Here is a 22,033-nt window from a genome sequence, read left to right as displayed (position 1 = left end):
TTGATCGATATCGATCCGCAGCTTGCCTACGAGCACACCATCGCAGCCAGCCGTCGTGGCGGCCGCGTGGCAGTGGTTCGCGAAGCAGTCGGCCTGGCCGCATATGCTGCCGGCGAGTTTGCCGAAGCCCTGCGCGAGTTCCGCACGCACCGCCGCATCAGCGGTTCCAACCTGCACCTTCCACTGATTGCCGACGCCGAACGCGGCATCGGTCGTCCGGAAAAGACGCTGGAAATTGCACACAGCGAAGTCGTTGAGACCCTGGATACCAACGGCAAGGTCGAAATGGCCATGGTTGCTGCGGGTGCCCAGCACGACTTGGGCAACCTCGAGGCTGCCTTGGCGGAACTCGAGATCCCGCAGCTGGACCTGAACCGCGCGTTCAGCTACAGCCCGCGTCTGTTCTCCGCATATGCGGACGCACTGGAGAACCTGGGTCGCGGCGAGGAAGCCGCAACCTGGCGCAAGCAGATCTCGGTGGCAGAGGAAGCCCTCGGCACCGGCGAATTCGCCGAACCGGATATCATCGACCTCGGTGAAGACGACGAAACCGATGCACGCCGCCCGCGTGCCCGCGACATCGTGGAGCCGGAAACCGCCAAGGCAGAAGACGACGCGGAAACCCCGTCGGACGAAGCCGTCGAATCACTGGCCGATGAAGACGCCGTCGAGGTTGTCGAAGCCGAATCGCTCAACGATCCGGCCGAGGAAACGAACCCGGAACTCGACGAGGAAGCACCTGTCGCCGAGGAACCCAACGGAGCGTCCCCGGTCATCGACCAGGACGAAAACGACGAACGCTAGGAATTCGATTCACCCATGCTGATCTCAGGTTTTGACGCGCTGCTCGCCGATCTTGACGGCGTCGTCTATGCCGGCGACGGTGCAATCCCCAAGGCCATCGAGGCCTTGAACCGATTGGATGAAAACTCGGTTTCCCTGGCGTATGTCACCAACAACGCCTCCAGGTCACCGGGTGCCGTCGCCGAGCACCTGATTCAGCTGGGTGCCCCGGCGTCTGCAGAACAAGTATTTGGTTCTGCAGACGCCGGAGCCGAGCTCCTTGCACAAGAACTACCCCTGGGCTCCAAGGTCTTGGTCGTGGGAAGCGCCTACCTGCGCGACTGCGTCAGCTCCTTCGGCATGGAAATCGTCGCCAGCCATCGCGACCTGCCCCAGGGCGTCATCCAGGGCTTCGACCCTTCCCTTGGCTGGAAGGACCTTGCCGAAGCGGCATTCGCGATCAATGGCGGTGCGATCTGGGTTGCCACCAACACCGACCGGACCATCCCGCGCGCCGAGGGCATCGCCCCCGGCAACGGCGCATTGGTTGAGGCCGTCAGCGCCGCCACCAATGTGCAGCCGCTGGTGGCAGGCAAGCCCGAACCACTGCTCTTCCGCCGCGCGGCCGAAACCTTCGAGGCCACCCGGCCGCTGGTGGTCGGGGACCGGCTCGACACCGACATCCTCGGCGGCAACAACGCCGGCTACAACACCGTCCTGGTGCTCACCGGGGTTGACTCGGCCCGCTCGGCCCTGGCCGCCCGCACCGCGGAGCGTCCCGACTACATCATCGCGGACCTCTCCGGGCTCTACGAGAATTACCCCGTGGTGGAGGTCACCGGCTTCGGCATCCGCTGCGGCGGCGCACTGGCCTCGGTCAATGGCGATGCCATCACCGTCAACGGCGACGAATCCGACCTGGATTCCTGGCGCGCGGCATGCGCTGCCTGGTGGCTGGCACACCCGCACCAGGAACACGCCGTCGAACCGACGCTCAATTTTTCCCAAACCGTCGCCGCCAAGCCATAGGCTCTAGGGTGATGATGAGCAACAACCACACACCACCTGCCAGCAGCCTCCCGGTCCCCGGACCGCGACCCGCCTCCCCGCCGGAAACCGCCCGGGAGACAACCGACCTCGACGTCCTGGAAACCCTGGCCGAGGTCCCCGTCGCCGAGCACCTGGCCATCTTCGAGAGCCTGCAGGCCTCGCTGGCCGCAGACCTTGATTCGACCTCGCAGGAGCACCCATGAGCCGACTCGACCAGGAACTGGTCACCCGTTCCCTGGCCCGCTCGCGCACCGATGCGGCCCGGCTCATCGCCGAACTACGCGTGAGCGTGGACGGCACCATCGCGGCCAAGGCCGCCAAGAGCGTCTCGGACACCTCCGAAATCACGGTCAAGGCCCCCGCGGGCGAGGAATTCGTCAGCCGGGCCGGGCACAAGCTCGCCGGGGCCCTGGAAGCATTCTCCCGAATCGAGGTAGCCGGAAGACGCTGCCTCGACGCCGGCGCCTCCACGGGAGGCTTCACCGACGTGCTGCTGCGCCGCGGCGCCGACCACGTAGAAGCCGTTGATGTCGGACACGGCCAACTGGTCTCCGAACTGCGCCAGGACCCCCGCGTGCACGTGCACGAAGGCATGAACGTGCGCTACCTCGACCCCGCGGACATCGGGGGAGTGGTGTCCCTGGTCGTGGCCGACCTTTCCTTCATTTCGCTGACCATGGTCATGCGGGCCCTGGCCGGGGCCACCGAACCGGCCGGGGACCTGGTGCTGATGGTCAAGCCCCAATTCGAGATCGGCCGCGAACAACTTTCCCGCACAGGGGTCGTTTCCAGCCCCACCCAGCGGCGCAAGGCGGTGGATGCGGTGATGGCCTCGGCAGCCGCGGCAGGGCTTGGGGTGTTGGGCCTTGCCCGGAGCCCGCTGCCGGGCCAGGACGGCAACGTCGAGTTCTTCCTGTGGCTGGGAAAGGCCGCCGGTCACAATCCCGATGCTTCTCCACAACCCCGCGTCGGCACAGACGCGTGGCCCGGTGTTGACTATTCTTAGACTGGCGGCATCAGAACAGATGTCCTAACCTTCGGTCCGCCGAGGAAGGAACCCATGCGCAGGATTTTGGTCCTCACCCACACCGGTCGCACCGACGCCCTCATGGCGGCCGTGGACACGTGCTCACGCCTGCGCCTGGCCGGGCTCATCCCGGTGATGCGGCGACTGGAAATGCAGGCCGTCCGCAACACCCCGGAGGGCGAAAACCTCGATGTGGAGGTCCTCGACGAAGACACCAGCCTCGAGGCCATCGACCTCGGCGTGGTGCTCGGGGGAGACGGCAGCGTGCTGCGCGCCGCGGAACTTGTCCGCAACGCCGGGGTCCCGCTGCTTGGCGTGAACCTGGGGCATGTGGGCTTCCTGGCCGAAAGCGAACGCGCCGCCCTGCAGGAGACCGTGCAGTGGATCGTGGAGCGCCGCTACACCGTCGAGGAACGCATGACCATCGACGTGCAGGTCTGGCTCGACAACAGGCGCATCGCCCACACCTGGGCGCTGAACGAGGCCGCCATCGAAAAAGCCAACCGCGAACGCATGATCGAGGTGGTCATGGAGGTCGACGGCAGGCCGCTGAGCACCTTCGGCTGCGACGGCGTGGTCATGGCCACGCCCACCGGTTCCACCGCCTACGCCTTCTCCGCCGGGGGACCGGTGGTCTGGCCCGAGGTCGAGGCCCTGGTCATGGTGCCCATCAGCGCGCACGCGCTCTTCGCCAAGCCCCTGGTCGTGGCACCCACCTCGGTGCTCGCCATCGAGATCCTCACCCGCACCGACGCCGGTGCGGTGCTCTGGTGCGACGGGCGACGCACCATCGAGCTGCCACCGGGGGCCCGCATCGAGGTCACCCGCTCCACCAAGCCGGTGCGCCTGGCCCGAGTCAACCAGACCCCGTTTTCCGAGCGGCTGGTCAACAAGTTCGAACTTCCCATCCAAGGCTGGCGCGGACCGGTGGAACCCGGTGACCGCGTGACCGCCACGAGCGCGCTTCCGGTCATCACCCCGGCAATGCAGGTCATCGAGCCGCGACACCACGCGCCCAAACCCGAACCGGAAACCCTCGGGGACAAGGATCATCGGAGGCAGCTGTGATTCAGGAAATACGCATCAAGGACCTGGGCGTCATCTCCCAGGCAACATTGCCACTGGGCCCGGGCTTCAGCGTGGTCACCGGCGAAACCGGCGCAGGAAAGACCATGGTCATCACCGCACTGGGGCTGTTGCTGGGCCGCCGTGCCGACGCCGGGGCTGTGCGCCACGGTGCCAAGCAGGCGGTGGCCGATGCCACGCTCGTTTTGCCGGCCACCAGCAAGGTGCTGGACCGCGCCGAGGAAGCCGGAGCCCTGGTCGAACGCTTCGATAACGAGGCCGAGCTGATCATCACCCGCACCCTTTCCGCGGAGGGGCGCAGCCGCGCCTCCGTCGGCGGGCGGGCCGCGCCGGTGGGCGTGCTGGTCGAGCTGGGCGAGGACCTGATTGCCATCCACGGGCAAACCGACCAGCTGCGCCTCAAGGGAGCCGCCGCACAGCGCGACTCGCTGGACAAGTTCGCCGGCGCCCCGCTGGCAAAGGTGCTGTCCTCCTACCAGGAGACCTTCGAGAAGTGGGGCAACGCCTCGAGCGAACTCGAGGAACTGGTTGCCGCTTCCCGCGAGCGGATCCGCGAGGCCGAATCCCTGCAGGCCGCACTTGAGGAAATCGACGCCGTCGAACCCCAGCCGGCCGAAGACATCGAGCTGAAGAACCAGTCGCTGAAGCTCTCCAACGTCGAGGCGCTGCGTTCCAATGCGAATCTCGCCCACGAGGCGCTGAACAGCGAGGACTACGAGACCAGCAGCGTGGTCTCGCTGGTGGAAGCCGCGCAGCACGCCCTGGAACAGGTCGCCGCCGACGATGCCGACATCAAGGCGCTGGCCGAGCGGCTGGGGGAAATCGGGATCCTCGCCGCCGAGGTTTCCACCGATCTGGCCGGCTACCTCTCCGACCTCGATTCCGAGGGCCCGGACCGCTTGGCCGCGCTCGAGGAGCGCCGCGCAGATTTGAACCGGCTGATCCGCAAGTACGCTCCGGACATCGACCAGGTCATCGCCTGGGCGGATACCGCACGGACCCGGTTGACCGAGATCCAGGGGGACGACGGGCGCATTGAGGCGCTGCGGGCCGAAACCGAGTCGCTGCGCCTGGAGGTCGCCGAGACGGCGGCCAAGCTCTCCAAGCTGCGTGCCAAGGCCGCCAAGGACCTGGCGGCCCGGGTGACCTCGGAGCTTGCCGCACTGGCCATGCCGGACGCGAAGTTCGTTCTCGAGATTGAAAAGCTGCCCGAGCCCAACCGCTACGGCATCGACGCGATCACCATGCTGCTGCAGCCCCACGCCGGAACCACCCCGCGCCCGCTGGGCAAGGGAGCCTCGGGCGGCGAGCTCTCCCGGGTGATGCTGGCCATCGAAGTGGTGCTGGCCGCCGTGGACCCCGTGCCGACCTTCGTCTTCGACGAAGTGGACGCAGGGGTCGGCGGAAAGGCCGCCGTGGAGATCGGCAAGCGCCTGGCCATGCTGGCCAAGCACGTGCAGGTGATAGTTGTCACCCACCTGCCGCAGGTGGCCGCCTACGCGGACCGCCACGTACGCGTGATCAAGTCCTCGAATGCGACGGCCGCGGACGGTGCGGGCTTCACCGCCAGCGACGTCGTGCTGCTGGATGAGGCCGAGCGGGTGCGCGAATTGGCGCGGATGCTGGCGGGCCAGGAGGACTCCTCCACCGCCCAGGCCCACGCCGAGGAGCTGCTGGGCGAGGCCCAGTTGCTCGTCAGTTCGCTTTCCTAGCCATGGATTTCCCGTGGTCCATCCCGCAAGCCTGTAGAGTCTTTCCCAACCGTCCAGCAACGAAATGGTGATAGGGTAGAACCCCGTGGTGCAACGTAATCTTTCTCGTGATTCCCGGTCGTCTGAAACGACAAAGCATATCTTCGTCACTGGTGGCGTGGCCTCTTCCCTCGGAAAGGGACTGACGGCTTCCAGCCTCGGTCATCTTCTTCGGGCACGTGGGCTCTCCGTCACCATGCAGAAGCTAGACCCGTATCTCAATGTGGATCCGGGCACAATGAACCCCTTCCAGCACGGTGAAGTCTTTGTCACCGATGACGGCGCCGAAACCGATCTCGATATCGGGCACTACGAGCGCTTCCTGGACGAAAACCTCACCGGCATGGCCAACGTGACCACCGGTCAGGTCTACTCCGAGGTCATCGAGAAGGAACGCCGCGGCGACTACCTCGGTGACACCGTGCAGGTCATCCCGCACATCACCGACGAAATCAAGCGCCGCATGCGCCTGCCGGCGATTGATCCGGGCAAGGGCAAGAAGGCCCCCGACGTAATCATCACCGAAATCGGCGGCACCGTTGGCGACATCGAGTCCCAGCCGTTCCTCGAATCGGCCCGCCAGGTCCGCCAGGACATCGGCCGCGGCAACGTCTTCTTCGTCCATGTCTCCCTGGTGCCGTACATCGGCCCGAGCCACGAACTGAAGACCAAGCCGACCCAGCACTCCGTGGCCGCCCTGCGTTCCATTGGCATCCAGCCCGACGCCTTGGTCATCCGCTCGGACCGGGAAATCCCGGACGAGATGCGCGTAAAGATCGGCCGCACCTGCGACGTCGACCCGGAAGCGGTTGTCAATGCCGCGGACGCCGCGAGCATCTACGACATCCCCGTGGTGCTGCATTCCCAGGGCCTTGACGCGTACATCGTCCAGCACCTGGGCATGAAGTTCAAGGATGTGAACTGGTCCAAGTGGAACAAGCTGCTTGACGCGGTCCACAACCCCAAGCACCACCTGGAAATCGCACTGGTCGGCAAGTACATCGACCTGCCCGACGCCTACCTCTCGGTCACCGAGGCCCTGCGTGCAGGCGGCTTCGCCAACAAGACCAAGGTCCAGATCCGCTGGGTCCCCTCGGACGACTGCTCGACCGAAGCCGGTGCCAAGAAGGCACTCGCCGGCGTTGACGCGATCTGCGTGCCCGGAGGCTTCGGCATCCGCGGCCTCGACGGCAAGCTTGGCGCCCTGAAGTACGCCCGTGAAACCGGCCTGCCGACCCTGGGCCTGTGCCTGGGCCTGCAATCGATGGTCATCGAATACGCCCGCAACGTCGTCGGCCTGGTCGACGCCTCGAGCACCGAATTCGAGCCGGACACCAAGCACCCGGTCATCGCGACCATGCAGGAACAACTCGACATCGTTGACGGCAAGGGAGACTTGGGCGGCACCATGCGCCTGGGCCTCTACGACGCAACCCTCACCGAGGGCTCGGTGGTGGCTGCGACCTACGGCAAGACAGCAGTGGCCGAGCGCCACCGCCACCGCTACGAGGTCAACAACGCCTACCGCGAGCAGATTGCCAAGGCCGGACTCGTCTTCTCCGGCACCTCGCCGGATGGCAAGCTGGTCGAGTTCGTGGAACTGCCCAAGGACGTACACCCGTACTACGTCTCCACGCAGGCCCACCCGGAGCTCTCCAGCCGCCCGACCCGCCCGCACCCGCTCTTCGCGGGGCTGGTCAAGGCCGCACTGGAACACCAGAAGGCCGGCAAGTAGCATCATGGCAATGACAGACGGCGAGGCGCTGGGCGATACGTTCAGCCCTCGCCGCCTGCTTTCGTCCGAAACCGTCTACGACGGACGCATCTGGGACGTTGTGCAGGACACCTTTGAATTTGCGCCGGACACGGCGCCGCTGGTTCGCGACTACATCGACCATCCCGGCGCCGTCGCGGTGCTCGTGCTCAACGACGCCGACGAAGTGCTGATGATCAACCAGTACCGCCACCCCGTGCGCATGAACCTGTGGGAAATCCCCGCCGGCCTCATGGACATCGACGGTGAGGCGCCGCATCTGGCCGCCGCACGCGAACTGGCCGAGGAAGCGGACCTTGTTGCCGCCGACTGGGCAGTGCTGGTCGACCTGTTCCTCTCCCCGGGGTCCTCCTCCGAGGCGATCCGCATCTACCTCGCCCGCAACGCGAGCCCGGTCCCGGAGCACGAACGCCACGAACGCACCGACGAGGAAGCGGACATGGCCATCGCCTGGGTTCCGCTGGACGAGGCCGTCGCCGGCGTGCTGGCCGGACGGATCCACAACCCATCCGCAGTGGCGGGCCTGCTGGCCGCCGCCGCGGCTCGCGTCGGCGGCTACGCCTCGCTGCGTCCGGTCGATGTCCCGTTCGAGGCCCACCCGCGCCTGCGCTCCGCCGAGCCACGGCTCTAAGGGGCACGGAAAAGAACATGCACACAGGAACCGACGACGCCACCTTGCGCCTTGCGGTGGTTCCCGAGACGGTCTCGCTGCCGCGCCCGGACGTCGCACCGACGGTGCGAATCAGCCCCGTCGACGCGACACTGCGGCTGGAAACGGTTCCCGACCCTGTTCCGGTTCCCGACCCGGTTCCGCTGCCCGGACCGGATCCGGCGGAACTGCCCATCGGCAAGCACCTGGCCAGCTACCTGCAGCACCTGGCGGTGGAACGCGGCATGGCGCGAAACACCGTCAGCGCCTACCGGCGCGACCTGTACCGCTATGCGGCCTACCTGCATGGACAGGACGTGCACGCCCCGGACCAGGTGACCCTGGGGCACCTGACCTCGTTCGCCCAGGCGGTGCGCGACGGGGCCGACGGCGCCGCACCCCTGAGCGCCCGCTCGGCAGCCCGCACCATTGTCGCGGTGCGCGGCGTGCACAAGTTCTGGGAACTCGAGGGTCTGGCACCCACCAACCCCGCCGTGGACCTGCACCCGCCGCAGGCCGGCCGCCGCCTGCCCAAGGCCATCTCCGTCGCCGAGGTCACCGCGATCCTTGACTCGGTCTCCATCGAGACCTCCGCCGGCCTGCGCGACAAGGCCATACTGGAATTCCTGTACTCCACCGGCGCCCGCATCTCCGAGGCCGTGGGCCTGGACGTCGATGACCTGCACCTGGAACGCCCCGCCGATGGCCCCGCGGTGGTGCGCCTCTTTGGCAAGGGCTCCAAGGAACGCATCGTGCCGCTGGGCTCCTACGCCATCGACGCCCTGAACGCGTACCTGGTCCGCGGACGGCCCGAGCTGGTCGCCAAGGGCAAGGGCACCGCCGCGCTCTTCCTGAACCAACGCGGCGGACGGCTCTCGCGCCAATCCGCCTGGTCGGTGCTCACCAAGGCCGCCGAGCGGGCCGGCATCGAACAAGACGTTTCCCCGCACACCCTGCGCCACTCCTTCGCCACGCACCTGCTCGAGGGCGGGGCCGACGTGCGTGTGGTCCAGGAATTGCTGGGGCACGCCTCGGTCACCACCACGCAGGTCTACACGCTGGTCACCGCCGACACCCTGCGCGAAATCTACGCCGCGGCGCATCCGCGCGCGAACCTCTAAGGAAGCACCCCCCACCATGGCACAGAGCTTTGCGGCAACACCCACCCAAGTCGTCCTGTGCCTGCCGCTGTTGCGCGGGTTGACCGGCACCCAGGTGCTGCTGGGCCACAAGCAGCGCGGCTTCGGTGCAGGACGCGTCGTGGCGCCGGGCGGGAAGATCGAGCCGGGGGAGAGCCCCGAGCAGGCCGCGGTGCGAGAGCTCTTCGAGGAAACCTCGCTCGTCGCAGAGATCTCCTCCTTGGAGCCCGCAGCGCGGGTCTTCTTCCGCTTTCCCTCCAGGCCGGCCGCCGACATGGATTGCACAGTCTTCCTCACCTCCGCCTTTGCCGGCATGGCCACAGCCTCGGAGGAATTGGTCCCTGCCTGGTACCCGGTGGGACACCTGCCGCTGGCGCGGATGTGGGACGACTCGGCAATGTGGCTCGGACGGCTGCTGGTCGGGGAACGCTTCGACGCCCTGGTGGTGCTGGACGAAGACAACGAATCGGTGGCCCGCTTTTCCACCGTCGACTGGGCGGACAAAAAGATTCCTGCGACAACTGCAACCGAAGCCGGCTTTCCGGACATTACATAGCCAACAAGGGGCCCGCATCTGCGGGGCCCACGGGCGGCTACAGGGGGAGGGGGCGTCGGTGGAGACACAGGCATCAGCGGCCGTGGAGGAATTGCACCGCCTGCATTCCAAGAACGTTTACCGGTACGTCTATCGCCGGATCCTGGACGTCGAGGTCGCCCGGCAAATCAGCAACGACGCCTTCCGGCTGGCCTGGCAACGCGGCATCTCGCCGGGAGAGGATGCGCTTGGGTGGCTGTTGGTGACGGCCCGGAACCTTGTCGGCAACGAGCTGCGCTCCATGGGCCGGGAAAAGAACCTCGTGTTCAAGGCCGCGGCCGCCCAGCTCGCCGAGCGCGGCGGCCACGACTCCGGACTGGACGAGCAGGTGCACGAGGTCCTGGACGCACTGCGTGCCAAGGACCGCGAGGTGCTCATCCTCGCCTACTGGGATGCGCTCTCGATCGCCGAGATCGCCGCGATGCTGGAATGCTCGCATGAATCGGCTAAATCGCGGCTGTTCCGGGCCCGCAAGGCCTTTGAACGCAAGGCACCAACGAGCATGTTGAAGGGCGGCGGCTCCAATGGACAACATTGAGAAGCTCATTTCCGGCATCGATCCGGCCGAGCGCGACAACATCGGCGATCCCGGTCCGCTGCAACTCCAAGATCCCGTCCCGGTCTTCAGCCAGCGGCCAGTACAGGTCAAACCTGGAAATTCCTGGGGCAAATGGCGGATCCTTGCGGCAGGAACGGCCATCGCCGCAGCTGCTGTCGGCCTCGTCGTCTGGGCTCCCTGGCAGGCCCCGACGGGAACCGGCCCGGCATCGCCAACGCTTCCGATCACGGGAAATCCCACCACCGGTCCCTCGCCCAGCTCATCCGCGGATGGATCGGCGCTGCCGCGCATCGATTACGGGCTGCCCAACTTCCTGGTCCCGGCCAACCAGGACGTCTACTTCGAGGATTCGCCCGCCTGCAACGCCCTTGACCTGCGGACCCTGGACCTCGTGGACGCCAACGGAATCCGGACCAAGCTGCCTGACAACGCCAACGCGTACCCCGTGATCGGCTGCGTCGATTCCCTGGCGACGATCCTGCGGTCGGACCTGGCCGAGGCCGGCAACCCCACCGGAGACGGTTCCGGCATTTGGCTTGCCCGTTGGCAGGACGGATCTTGGAGCATCAAGGCGGATGACGACACGGGCATCAACGGCGTTGGCAGCATGCCCTTCTTCACGAATCCCCAGCTGCGGTCGCTGGACAATCCGTCCGACCCCATCCTCAAGCCCGAACAGCTGCGAAAGCTCAAGGTCCTGGATCTTGACGACACCAGCCTGGGCAGGCTCCTGGGGCCCGATGTTCCGTCCTGGATGGGCGCCAATGCAACGGAGGAACGCCACGCCTTCGGCAACGAATTGTTGACGGTGGACCATCCCGCGTGGGAAGAACGCGAGTGGAAGATGGACGAGATCGGCAACCCCATCGACGATCCGATGATCGGCCCCAATGACGTGGACAGGTACGATCTGCTCTTCTACGACCTCAGGGGCAAAAAAGTATTCAGCCTCACGAGCCTGAGAAAGGGCGCCGTGCACGAACCCACCGACTGTGCCGAACCGGGATCCACCTACACGCTCGACGGCGAATCGCCCAGCGGGGTCCTCACCGCCGCCGGTCCGCTGAAGCTGGCCCTGAGCACGGTCACGGACGCCGAAGGAAACCGCCGTTCGGTGATTGGGCTCTATCCCGCGGACCTCCCGTCCACCGGGAAGACCTGCGACGTGCACTTCGGCGTCGACATCGGGGATCGCACCTTGATGCTCACCCAATGGAACGACCCCATGGGTTTCAAGAACCAAGGCGAAATCAACGCGTACCTGGCCTCGGTTGAATACACGCAGGCCAAGGCGGTGGCCAAGTCCTTGGTGATCCAAGACCTGGGGTAGGTCCGCCACACCATGCACCCGGCAGGTCAGCTGGCCGGCTTCGACAGAGCGGCAACGGTACGCTCAGTCATGTCGGCATTTCCCACGGCCAGGCGTCCGCGGCATGTTTCTTTGCCGGTACCCCGCCCGGTGAAGGTTTTCCCGCAGTCCGCGTCACCTAAACCAAGGTCCCGGACATTACCTATGCAACAGGACGTACCCGCATGAAGGACGGGTGCGCCGCAAGGTGCAGGAGGGGGAAACCCATGGGAGCGAAGACCGCCTCGCATGTGGAAGAGCTGCACCGCCAGCACTCCGGACGCGTCTATGGCTACGTTTTCCGGCGGCTGCGGGATGTGCCGTTGGCCCAATCAATCACCAACGACGTGTTCCGGATCGCCTGGCAGCAGCAGAAGGAACCCGGCGACGATGCGTTGGCGTGGCTGCTGGTCACCGCACGGAACCTGGTGGCCAACGAGCTGCGCGCCCAACAGCGCCGGCGCAGCCTGGTGGAAAAGCTCGGCAGCGCCGAGCTCTCGCGCCGGCCCGCCGAGCCGGATGGAACCAGCCACGAGGTCCGTGAGGTGCTGGCGACCCTGCGCGAGGCGGAACGCGAGATCCTCATGCTCGCCTACTGGGATTCGCTGTCCCTGGCCGAAATCGCCGCCATCCTGGGCTGCTCGGCCGACTCGGCGAAATCCCGGCTCTTCAGGGCCCGCAAGGCCTTCTCCCGCAAGACCCCGAACCAGATGTTGAAGGGTGGAACCGATCATGGACAACATTGAAAGGCTTCTTCGCGACGCCGATCCCCGCGCGGCGCAGGACTCCGGTGCGCCGCTTCCCCTGGACCTCTCGGACCCCGCCCCGGTGTTCATCCAACGCCCGGTTGCCGAGCCCCCGAGGGAACGGAGGAACTGGTGGCCGGTGGCCGTGGGCGCGATGGCCACGGCCACGGCCGTGGCGGCGGTCGTGGTGTGGGCGCCCTGGACTGCCCCGGCACCCGATCCGCTGCCGGCGACCCCGCCCACGCAATCCACCACGATTCCCGAACCCTCGGAATCCGGCGCCGCGGACCCCACGGGGACGCCGGCACCCGCCGCCTGGCCCAACGGGCTCTTCCCGGCCTGGGACGGCGCCCACTTCGCCGACGACGCGGCCTGCAGCGCGCTGTCCTTGCCCGGGATCATGGTTGAAGACGCCAAGGGAAAGCTCTCCGACCCCGGCTTCGACGCCAAGGCCTTCTCGCTCATCGGCTGCCAGGAAGGCTTCGCCGCCTTCACCCCGACGGACCGGTTCCGCGTCGAACAGAACATCGACGACACCTCCGGAGGCATGCTGGTGGCCAAATGGAACCCGGAAGCCAAGCAGTGGATCAGTTCCCCGTCGGAGATCGGCGCCGACGGAGTCGAAGTGCACCCCGAATACCTGTCATGGCCGCTGCTGCGTGGCTACACCTACGAACCGGACCAAACCCCCGAGCAGCGCATGGACCTGGCCATCAAGGATCTGGGCATCGACGAGCAGGTCGCCAAGACCCTCTTCGGCCCCAACGTGCCCTCATGGATGGAATCCGACTCCGGTGCCGAACCCGTGACCTATTCCAACTCGGTGCTGGAGGTCACCCACCCGGCATGGACCATGCACGAATCCATGTACGGCACCGGCGGCAAGTCGCTTGAGCCTGCCGCCACGGACCCGAAGGATGCAGCCACCTACCAGCTGATGTTCTTCGACTCGCACGGCAAGGCGGTCTTCAACCTGGCCCTGTTCCCCGACGACCGTGCCGGGGATGGCGCGGACGAGACCTGCAACGACCCTGCGGCAACCTACACGCTGCACGGATTGGCACCCACCTCCCTGGTGGTCCGGGAGGGCACGCTGTCCCTGGGCCTGCTCACCGAGAAGGACTACTTCGGGATCAACCGTTCCTCGGTGGGATTGGTCCCGGCCGGCAGCCCGGCCGAAGGCAAGCTCTGCGACCTGCCCACCGCCTTCCACCTGGGCGGCAAGATGCTCCAGTCCGATGCCTGGACCGGGTACCTCGGATTCAAGGACGCGGCCGAACGCAACGCCTACCTGGACTCGACCGAATACCAGCGGGCCAGGGCAGTCGCGGCATCGCTTCAACTGCGCTGAGCAGCCGGCCGGCGGCCAATCGGTGCAATCCCGGTGGCCGCCGGCCTGCGGCACACCGACCGGTAACGCGCCGGTAATGCCCCCGGGACCATACTCCTGTTGCCGCAACCGCCGCGCGGCTCGACACAGGAGCAGAACATGGTACTGCTGATTTCCCCCAGCCACGACCCGTTTGACATGGGCGACCCCACCCGGGACCTCCCGGCGGGAATCGACATGTCGGCGCTCAAGCCGCATCTGGTCAACCTCTCGGACGGCCGCTTCTCCAGCGGCGGGCAATTGCGCACCAGCCCCGAAGACATCCAGGCGATCTTCTCCAAGCACCTGCCCGAGTTCGTGGCGGCCAACGGCGGACGGGATGTCCCGCTGCTGTTCTGGGCCCACGGGGGACTGGTGAACGAGACCGCCGGCATCACCGGTGCCGCTCGGCAAATCCCCTGGTGGAAGGCCAACGGGGTCTATCCGATCTTCTTCATCTGGGAAACCGGGCTCTTCGATGCCATCGGTTCGCTGCTCGGCGCCCCGGTGCGCGATGTGCTCCGCGGGGTCCCGACCGAGCGCGGATTCCTCCAGGACGCGTGGAACAAGGCCTTCGAACTGCTCGCCCGCCCGCTGGGACCCAAGATCTGGGGCCAGATGAAGCTCAGTGCCGCCCAGGCGGTGTCCCAGGACGGCGGGGCCCTGTATGTGGCCCGCGCGCTCGCCGACTACATCGGCGGCAACCCGCAGGCCCTCCGGTTGCACGCGGCCGGGCATTCGGCCGGATCGATCTTCCTGTCACATTTCCTCTCGGCCTACTCCGACCTTGAACCGGAGGCAGGTTTCGATACCCTGAACCTCCTGGCTCCCGCCATCACCGTCGCTGACTTCAAGGCGCGGCTTGCCCCGTTGCTGGGCAGCGCCAATGGTGTGGAGCACCTGGCGATGTTCTCCATGAAGCGGGACCTGGAGGAAGCGGACAACGTCATCGGGGTCTACCAGCGCTCGCTGCTGTGCCTGATCCGCGCCTCCCTGGAGGTCCAACCCGACACCCCGATCCTCGGCCTGGCCGAATCCGTGGCCGCGGACTCCCAGCTGACAGACCTTTTCGCCTCGGCGCGGGCGGAAGCGATCTGGTCGACAACCGCCGATGGCCCGAAATCCGCCCGCAGCTCCGCAACCTCCCACCGGTCCTTCGACGAGGACCCGGACACCATGACCAGCGTGCTGTGCCGGGTGCTGGGCCGCGAAGACGTCATTTCCTATAGATCGGTGCGCCCATCCACGGAGCCGGAGCCGGAGCCGGCCGCCGAACCCCAACCTGCTCCCGCACCCGCGCCGGCGGTGCAGCACGTGGCCAGCACGCCCCTGCGGGTCGGCGCCGGGGACAAATACGCCTTGTGCGTGGGCATCAACGACTTCCTGAACCTGCCGCGCGGGTCCTGGCTCAACGGCTGCGTGAACGACGCCAACGACTTCGCCGCCGTGCTGGGAGAGGGGTTCGGCTTCGCCGATGACCAGATCGAGGTGCTCACCGACGCCGCGGCGACCAAGGAAGCGGTCATGGGACGCCTCGGCGAGGCCATGGACCGGGCCGCGTCCGACGGGCTCAAGCACCTGGTCTTCACCTTCTCCAGCCACGGGACCCAGATCCCGGATTCCTCCGGCGACGAATCCGACCAGGCCGACGAGGCCTTTGCCACCTACGACCTGAACCAGGCCGGGGACCAGTGGGACCCGGCCACGCTGATCTCCGACGACGAGCTGCACGCCCTCATTTCGCGGGCCGGGAGCGGCATGCTGGTGGAGGTCGTGCTGGACACCTGCCACAGCGGCGACGGACTGAAGGCGCTGGATCTGTTGCCCGGGCGACGGCCGCGCTTCCTGCCCCCGCCCACGCCGATCGGCCTTGACCTGACGGCCACCGCGGACCCGCGCGCCTTCCGCGACCTGGTGTCCCGCTCCGGACGGGGCGCCCGCCCGGTGCTGCTGGCCGGCTGCCGGTCCGACCAGACCTCCGCGGATGCGGTGTTCGACGGGCGCTACAACGGTGCGTTCACGTATTACCTGCTTGAGGAGTTGCGCACCGATCCCACCCGCAGCCGCCGGTCGATCTTGGCCGCCGTCACCAAGTCGCTGGCCAAGGGCCGCTTCGACCAGCGCGCCCAGCTCGAGGGCCCGGCCGCGGCCAAGTCCACCCCGTGGGGCAGCGCCTTCGCGGGTGCCGCGGGGTAAAGGTGGCAGTCCTTCCCCCGCACCGTGCCGGGGACCTGAGTCCGCTGGAGGTGCTGGCCCAGGGACCACACTCGTTCACGTCCGACGGGCGGTTGATGACCCAAGTCATGCGGGTTCCCAGCGAGCGGCTGGTCTCCGGCCCGCTGGGTGCCCGCCTCGAGGTGGTGGTGCTCGATTCGAGCGGGCGCCGGGAGAACCAGGTGCTGGGCGACGGCGACTGGGGTGCCCGTGATCTTGGGATCCCGAACCCGGAGGACCTGCCGCGCGACCGGCGTTTCCTGGCCCAGCAGGCATACGGGGTCGCCGCCGACACCCTGGAATCGGTTGAACGCGCGCTGGGCCGGCGCATGGGATGGGCCTCGGCGGGCAGGCTCCGGCTCTACGCCAACGACCCCATCGACTACCGCAACTCCGGCTACACCCGTAGCGACTGCTCCATCAGGTTCGGGTTGATCGAGGATTCCCGGCATGCGGAGAGGCTGCCATTGGTGCTCTATCGGGACCTGGTCGCCCACGAGGTTGCCCATGCCGTCATCGACGGCTACCGTCCGCGTTGGGCCGATGCCCTGGCCGGTGCCGACCAGCTTGCGCTGCATGAGGCGTTGGCCGACCTGCTGGCGATGCTGGGGGTCTTCACGGCGGTACCGGTGGTCGAAGGAATCATTGCCGGTCAGCTGAAGGCCTCCGGGGCAACCCTGGAATCGATCGATTCGACACTGCTGGCCTCGGGGCTTTTCCGCTTTGCCGACAACCTGTTCAGCCGCGGCGGGGCGGGACGCAGCCCGATGTCGGGCAGCCCACCGCCGGACTGGCGCTCGGACATGGAGCCGCATCGCCGGGCCGCCGGTGCCGTGCATGCGGTGCTGGGAACCGTGCTGCGGCTGTGGCGGGCGGAACTGGGGAGGCCGGGCCGCCGGGCCAGTGTCTACCAGGTTGCCGCGGCCGGTTCCCGGATCGGGGAGCGGGTGCTGAACATGCTCCTTCGCGGGTTGGCATACATGGCGCCGGTGGATGTTCTCTGGGAGGACCTGCTGCGCGGGATCCTGGCCGCCGACGCCGTCGTTGTTCCGGGCGATGAGCACAACTACCGCGGCACCCTGCGCGCGTGCTTTGCCGAGGTCGGAATCGTCGCCGGAGCCGATGGCGCCCTGGATGGACTCTTCGACCTGAGGGAGTTGAACTACCCGGTGCGGCTCTCGGCACTGGTCTCGGATTCCGACGAGGTGCTCCGTTTTATCTGGGACAACCCGCGGCTCATGGATGCGGCCAAATTGGATCCGGCGGGACGGATCGTGCTGGACCGGGTGCGGCCCAGCCAGCGCATCAGCCCCGACGGATTCGCGGTGTCCGAGATCGAGGTGTCCTTCGTGCAGGAACTGCGGCTGGATGCCGCCGCGGCCAGGAAACGGGGATTGCGCAGCCGCTCGGCAGTGGTGTTGCGTGGCGGGGGGCTTCTGCGGTTCGACGAAGGCGGGCGGCTGGCCTTTTCCGCGCTGAAGCCCGTGCTCGACGTCCAACGGCAGCAGGAACTGCTCGACGGTGCGGCCGACGCCCGCATTGCCGCACAGCGGATCGGCGCCTCGTTGTTCCACCCGATGGCGGAAACGCAACAGCACGGACGATGAGGCGCGGACCCCATGTCGAACCATTGGAGAATCTCGCCGCATCGCTATTGACCTGCACCCGCTGTTGGCGGACGATTCGAATGGGAGCGAAGAAAGAAATGGTCCAGGGTGCAGGGACCAAGGGGGAGCTGTCCGCCATGGGCGATACGTCAAAGATGCCACAAACCGGGTATTCGTTGCACCTGATGCCGCTGTGGGAGCTGTGGGGCAACGGCATCAGGCTCCATGTGTGCCTGCGCGAGCAACGGCTGCTGGCCGTGCTGGCGATCCACGGACCGAGCAAGCGCGACCGGGTGGCAGGATTGCTGTGGCCCGAATCCTGCGACCGCTCGGCGCAGGACAACCTGCGCGTGAGCATCCACCATGTCACCCACTCCCTGCCCGGGATGCTCACCGTGGACAGGCATTCGGTGGGCATCTCCCCGACGGCACGGGTGGACCTGCACCGGGAGCGGGCAGCGCTCGAAGGCTTCGACGGGGAGGGGCGGACATCCCGCCCACGCAACGAGCCACTGCTGATGGGCTGGTACGAGGACTGGGTCCTCGAAGAGCAGATGGGGTTGTTGCAGGCCCGCACGGCGTACTGGCACCAGGTGGCCGCCCGCTGCCTGCGGCATGACGATTGCCGCGGCGCCGTGGAAGCGGCGGCCCGCGTGCTGCGCCTTGACATGCTGGACGAGGCGGCGCTGGAAATCATGGTCACCGCCCAGCTCGCCCTGGGCCAGTCCATCTCGGCGATGGGGGCCATTGCCGCATTCCGCCGTACGGCCCGCCATGAACTTGGCATGTCGGGTTCCCCGGCGCTGGACCGGCTCGAGGCCCGCGTGCGGGGTGCCACGAATGTCTCCCTGGCCGGGTTTCGCGGCGCTCCGGAACCATTCAACATCTGAGCCAAACCGGGGCCGACACGCGGGCAGTGGAAAATCATGGCGAGGTAATGCGGCGATAACCAACCGATAACGCCCTCCCTCCTACATTGGAGCACCACCGCGGCCGGCGGGTGGGGACCGCCAGGGGCAAGAGGGCGGTTCCGACACCGTGGGAGTCGGGCGCGGCGGGGTACAAAAATGGGAGAGAACCATGGATAACATCCAAGCGGGCACCGACGTCGTCTTCGAGCGGCTGCTGGCCGCCCGGCGCGAGCAGGTCGTTGCCCTCCAAAAGGCGCAGGCCGAGGAGCTGGCGGACATCGAGGCCCGCGGGCAGGGCAGGCTGGCCGACCTGAAGAAGTCGTTGCCCAAGGAACTGGCTGCCTACCTGGCCAGGGCCGAGGAAGCGGAACCCAAGGCAACAGCCGCCGCAGCGAAGGACTCCGAAGCGGTGGCCGCCCGGCTGGCGGAGGCCGACCCGGCCGAGTCCACCGCGCTTCAGCTGGTTCTGGGCAATGGCCCGGCCGCCGCGGCCGTGGGCTGGCTCAGCCCGTACTACGGGACCCTGCACGGCTCGGACGGATCGGTGTACTGGCAGGGCTACAACCCGGGAAACATCAACGCCTCGTGCTACGCCAACGGCGGTGGTTCGGGCATCTTCGGCACCGGCGCGGCATCGTTCTCGGTGTACATGGACTGGTGGTTCACCTTCAGGGCTCCGGAGAACCGCAACTATTCGCATCAGGTGTACGTGCCGTTCAACGGCTTCTACATCGTGCGCGCCGACGACGGATGGTTCGACTCGAAGGAAGCCAAGGTCAATATCTCGCTGACGGCGAGGGGATACCAGTACAACTACAAGCCCGCGGGCAGTGCCAACGTGCTTTCGGTCGGCAACGACAACATCAACGTCAACGACCGTTTCGACGGCTGGCGCACGATGTACTATGCCGACCTCTTGGGCGCCGACCAGGCCTACCTGTTGGTGAGCGCGAGGCTCTACGTGTACGCGCGCGGCGGCGGTTCAACCGCCCAGCTGGACTTCTCCACCGGCAACGCCAACTACCTGGGAGTTCCGCTGGTCTACGTCAGCTGACGCCCGTCGGCGGCCGGTGCGGCGCAGGGCCCACAGCCCGGCGCCGCACCGGCCGCCGTTCCCCGCCATCCTTGTTGCACACCACCTCAGCACCACCGGTTCGAAAGGAACCACCATGAAGTACGAGAACCAACGCCTCTGCGTCCCGCGGAACCCGGCGCCCCGCCCGCTGCCCCCCGGAATGCCGTTCGAACGCGACCGCCTGCTGCGGGTCCTGGCCAACGTCTGGGTCAACGGCACCGAGCTGCACTACTTCCTCATCCAGGGTCCCGAGCCCCAGCGCCAGGCCGTGCGCGACGCCTTCACCGAATGGAAGGGGCTGCCGCTGGGCCTGAAGTTCACCGAGACGACCAACCGTGCGGCCGCGGAGGTGCGCATCTCCTTCGATGCGGCCGACGGTTCCTGGTCCTACGTGGGCAGGGACGTGCTGGGCATCCCCAACACCCAGGCCACCATGAACTTCGGCTGGGACCTGACCGACGACTACGGGCACACCACCGCGCTGCACGAGATCGGGCACACCCTGGGGCTGCCGCATGAGCACCAGAACCCGTTCTCCGGCATCCAGTGGGACGTGGAGAAGGTCTACGCCTATTTCACCGGGTCCCCGAACAACTGGTCCCGGGCACAGACCGATTCCAACGTCTTGCACAAGTTCTCCACCACCGAGGTCGACGGCTCGGCCTGGGACCCGGATTCGGTGATGGAGTACTGGTTCCCCGCAGGGTTGATCATCGAACCGGCACAGTATGCCGCCGGGCTCATGCCCGCCGGCGGCCTGTCGGCACAGGACATCGAGTGGGCCAAGAAGTTCTATCCCGGGCAGGCACCGGGGCCGAAGGTGCTCGAGCCGTTCACCTCCCGCCCGTTCACCCTGGGGCCGGGGGAGCAAGCCGATTTCGCCCTGGAACCGGACGAATCACGCCCCTACACGATCTCCACCTTCGGCACCTCGGACGTGGTGATGGTGCTCTTCGAGGACGACGCCGGGACGCTGCGCTACCTGGGCGGGGACGACGACGGCGGGACCGGCCTGAACGCCAGGTTGCACCTGCGGCTGCTGGCCGGGCGACGCTACGTGGTGCGCCTGCGCCTGTACTGGGCCGGCGGAACCGGCACGAGCGCGATCATGTACTGGTGAGATTGCCTGTCACCGGCGCAACACGCAAAAACGGGGGTGCCGGGACCACGTGGTCCCGGCACCCCCGTTGCGGTGCTCCGGCGTGCGCCTACAGGGCGCGCTGTTCCGGGCCGTTGTAGGCCGAGAGCGGGCGGATCAACGCGTTTGAGGCGCGCTGTTCGGCAATGTGCGCGGTCCAGCCCACGATGCGCGAGGCAATGAAGATGGGCGTGAACATGTCGGTGTCGAAGCCCATCAGGTGGTAGGTCGGGCCCGCCGGGTAGTCGAGGTTCGGCTTGATGGCCTTGGCCTCGTCCATGGCCGTCTCCAGCCCGTCATACAGCCCCAGCAGTTCGCCGCGGTCGTAGTACGCGACCATCTTGTCCAAGGCGGCCTTCATGGTCGGGACCCGGGAGTCGCCGTGCTTGTAGACGCGGTGCCCGAAGCCCATGACCTTCTTCTTCGCAGCCAGGGCCTGCTCCATCCAGGCCTTGGCACGCGCCGCGGCGTCCTCGCGGGATTCGTTCTTGTCGATCCCGATCTCCTGGAAGGTGTGCATGACCGCCTCGTTGGCGCCTCCGTGCAGGGGGCCCTTCAGTGCACCGATGGCGGCGGTGACGGCCGAATGCAGGTCCGAGAGCGTGGAGGTGACCACGCGGGCGGTGAACGTGGAGGCGTTGAAGGAGTGCTCCGCGTAGAGCACCATCGAGACCCGGAACGCGTCGACCACCTCGGGGGCGGCCTCCTCGCCGAAGGTCATCCAGAGGAAGTTCTGCGAGTAGTCCAGGTCTTCCCGCGGTTCCACGACGCTCAGGCCGCGGCGGCGGCGCTGGTCGTAGGCGACCACCGCGGGGAACGCGGCAAAGAGCTCCTTGGCCTTGATGAACTCCGCCTCGGGGGAGGAGTCTTCCGCCAGCGCGTGGTTGGCGCCCAGGACCGAGACCGCGGTGCGGCCCACGTCCATCGGGTGGCAATCCAGCGGCAGCAGGTCGATCGCCGCCTTCACGTTGGAGGCCAGGGCGCGCCCGGCACGCTCGGCGGCGATGAAGTCGGTCAGCTCGATCTGCGTCGGCAGCTCGCCGGTCCACAGGAGCAGCGCCACCTCTTCGAAGCTCTTGCTGGCGGCCAGGTCCTGGACCGGGTAGCCGCGGTAGAGCAGCGAATTGGTGTCCGGGTTGACCTTGGAAATGGCGGTGTAGTCGACGACCACCCCGGCCAGGCCCTTCTTGATCTCTGTTGTTTCAGTCATCA

The 22,033-nt window shown here is 67.1% G+C and carries 20 protein-coding genes; 19 read left to right on the top strand and 1 reads right to left on the bottom strand.

Translation table 11 applies throughout. The features are described 5' to 3' along the window. The 19 genes from JOF46_RS16970 (at position 1) to JOF46_RS16880 (ending at position 20,803) form a co-directional block, all read left to right on the top strand. Complete coding sequence (locus JOF46_RS16970; RefSeq protein ID WP_209909161.1) at positions 1 to 804, top strand: tetratricopeptide repeat protein; 804 nt, start codon at positions 1 to 3, stop codon at positions 802 to 804. Between the two features lie 15 nt (positions 805 to 819). Next, positions 820 to 1,812: an HAD-IIA family hydrolase gene (locus JOF46_RS16965; RefSeq protein ID WP_209909158.1), complete on the top strand. Its 993-nt coding sequence runs from the start codon at positions 820 to 822 to the stop codon at positions 1,810 to 1,812. 14 nt (positions 1,813 to 1,826) lie between these two features. After that, positions 1,827 to 2,036 carry a hypothetical protein gene (locus JOF46_RS16960; RefSeq protein ID WP_209909155.1) on the top strand — a complete coding sequence of 70 codons (210 nt, stop codon included), beginning with the start codon at positions 1,827 to 1,829 and terminating at the stop codon, positions 2,034 to 2,036. Next, positions 2,033 to 2,839 carry a TlyA family RNA methyltransferase gene (locus JOF46_RS16955; RefSeq protein ID WP_209909152.1) on the top strand — a complete coding sequence of 269 codons (807 nt, stop codon included), beginning with the start codon at positions 2,033 to 2,035 and terminating at the stop codon, positions 2,837 to 2,839. The genes JOF46_RS16960 and JOF46_RS16955 overlap by 4 nt, the downstream gene beginning before the upstream one ends. 54 nt (positions 2,840 to 2,893) lie before the next feature. Further along, positions 2,894 to 3,928 (top strand): NAD kinase, encoded by a 1,035-nt coding sequence (locus tag JOF46_RS16950; protein WP_209909149.1) that lies wholly within the window; start codon positions 2,894 to 2,896, stop codon positions 3,926 to 3,928. Further along, complete coding sequence (recN, locus tag JOF46_RS16945) at positions 3,925 to 5,658, top strand: DNA repair protein RecN (protein ID WP_209909146.1); 1,734 nt, start codon at positions 3,925 to 3,927, stop codon at positions 5,656 to 5,658. Before JOF46_RS16950 ends, recN begins: the two co-directional genes overlap by 4 nt. Before the next feature lie 85 nt (positions 5,659 to 5,743). Then, positions 5,744 to 7,432 carry a CTP synthase gene (locus tag JOF46_RS16940; protein ID WP_209909143.1) on the top strand — a complete coding sequence of 563 codons (1,689 nt, stop codon included), beginning with the start codon at positions 5,744 to 5,746 and terminating at the stop codon, positions 7,430 to 7,432. Between the two features lie 4 nt (positions 7,433 to 7,436). Next, positions 7,437 to 8,102: an NUDIX domain-containing protein gene (locus JOF46_RS16935; RefSeq protein ID WP_209909140.1), complete on the top strand. Its 666-nt coding sequence runs from the start codon at positions 7,437 to 7,439 to the stop codon at positions 8,100 to 8,102. Between the two features lie 17 nt (positions 8,103 to 8,119). After that, positions 8,120 to 9,241 carry a site-specific tyrosine recombinase XerD gene (gene xerD / locus JOF46_RS16930; RefSeq protein WP_209909137.1) on the top strand — a complete coding sequence of 374 codons (1,122 nt, stop codon included), beginning with the start codon at positions 8,120 to 8,122 and terminating at the stop codon, positions 9,239 to 9,241. Between the two features lie 16 nt (positions 9,242 to 9,257). Beyond that, the gene (locus JOF46_RS16925; protein WP_209909134.1) at positions 9,258 to 9,815 is read left to right on the top strand and encodes an 8-oxo-dGTP diphosphatase; all 558 of its coding nucleotides are present in this window, start codon (positions 9,258 to 9,260) and stop codon (positions 9,813 to 9,815) included. 58 nt (positions 9,816 to 9,873) lie between these two features. Further along, positions 9,874 to 10,392: an RNA polymerase sigma factor gene (locus tag JOF46_RS16920; protein ID WP_209909131.1), complete on the top strand. Its 519-nt coding sequence runs from the start codon at positions 9,874 to 9,876 to the stop codon at positions 10,390 to 10,392. Next, complete coding sequence (locus JOF46_RS16915; protein WP_209909128.1) at positions 10,379 to 11,743, top strand: hypothetical protein; 1,365 nt, start codon at positions 10,379 to 10,381, stop codon at positions 11,741 to 11,743. The genes JOF46_RS16920 and JOF46_RS16915 overlap by 14 nt, the downstream gene beginning before the upstream one ends. 245 nt (positions 11,744 to 11,988) lie before the next feature. Further along, positions 11,989 to 12,507 (top strand): RNA polymerase sigma factor, encoded by a 519-nt coding sequence (locus tag JOF46_RS16910; protein WP_209909124.1) that lies wholly within the window; start codon positions 11,989 to 11,991, stop codon positions 12,505 to 12,507. Further along, positions 12,494 to 13,858 carry a hypothetical protein gene (locus tag JOF46_RS16905; protein ID WP_209909121.1) on the top strand — a complete coding sequence of 455 codons (1,365 nt, stop codon included), beginning with the start codon at positions 12,494 to 12,496 and terminating at the stop codon, positions 13,856 to 13,858. The genes JOF46_RS16910 and JOF46_RS16905 overlap by 14 nt, the downstream gene beginning before the upstream one ends. 138 nt (positions 13,859 to 13,996) lie before the next feature. Next, entirely contained in the window at positions 13,997 to 16,072 is a 2,076-nt protein-coding gene (locus tag JOF46_RS22335; protein WP_245348170.1) for a caspase family protein, read from the top strand. A 2-nt stretch (positions 16,073 to 16,074) separates the two neighbouring features. Next, positions 16,075 to 17,697: a gluzincin family metallopeptidase gene (locus tag JOF46_RS16895; protein WP_209909118.1), complete on the top strand. Its 1,623-nt coding sequence runs from the start codon at positions 16,075 to 16,077 to the stop codon at positions 17,695 to 17,697. Positions 17,698 to 17,777: 80 nt separating this feature from the next. Beyond that, the gene (locus JOF46_RS16890; RefSeq protein ID WP_209909116.1) at positions 17,778 to 18,587 is read left to right on the top strand and encodes an AfsR/SARP family transcriptional regulator; all 810 of its coding nucleotides are present in this window, start codon (positions 17,778 to 17,780) and stop codon (positions 18,585 to 18,587) included. A gap of 190 nt (positions 18,588 to 18,777) precedes the next feature. After that, positions 18,778 to 19,662, top strand: coding sequence for a hypothetical protein (locus JOF46_RS16885; protein ID WP_209909113.1), 885 nt, complete (start codon positions 18,778 to 18,780; stop codon positions 19,660 to 19,662). A gap of 115 nt (positions 19,663 to 19,777) precedes the next feature. Next, positions 19,778 to 20,803, top strand: a complete 1,026-nt coding sequence (locus JOF46_RS16880) for a M12 family metallopeptidase (protein ID WP_209909110.1) — start codon at positions 19,778 to 19,780, stop codon at positions 20,801 to 20,803. A gap of 88 nt (positions 20,804 to 20,891) precedes the next feature. Here the strand turns inward: JOF46_RS16880 and JOF46_RS16875 are convergent, their stop codons facing one another. After that, positions 20,892 to 22,031 carry a bifunctional 2-methylcitrate synthase/citrate synthase gene (locus JOF46_RS16875; protein ID WP_209909107.1) on the bottom strand — a complete coding sequence of 380 codons (1,140 nt, stop codon included), beginning with the start codon at positions 22,029 to 22,031 and terminating at the stop codon, positions 20,892 to 20,894. Positions 22,032 to 22,033 lie beyond the last annotated feature (2 nt).

The organism is Paeniglutamicibacter psychrophenolicus (assembly GCF_017876575.1).
GTDB classification, from domain to species: Bacteria; Actinomycetota; Actinomycetes; order Actinomycetales; family Micrococcaceae; genus Paeniglutamicibacter; species Paeniglutamicibacter psychrophenolicus.
This window is presented reverse-complemented; position numbering and strand designations above follow the sequence as displayed.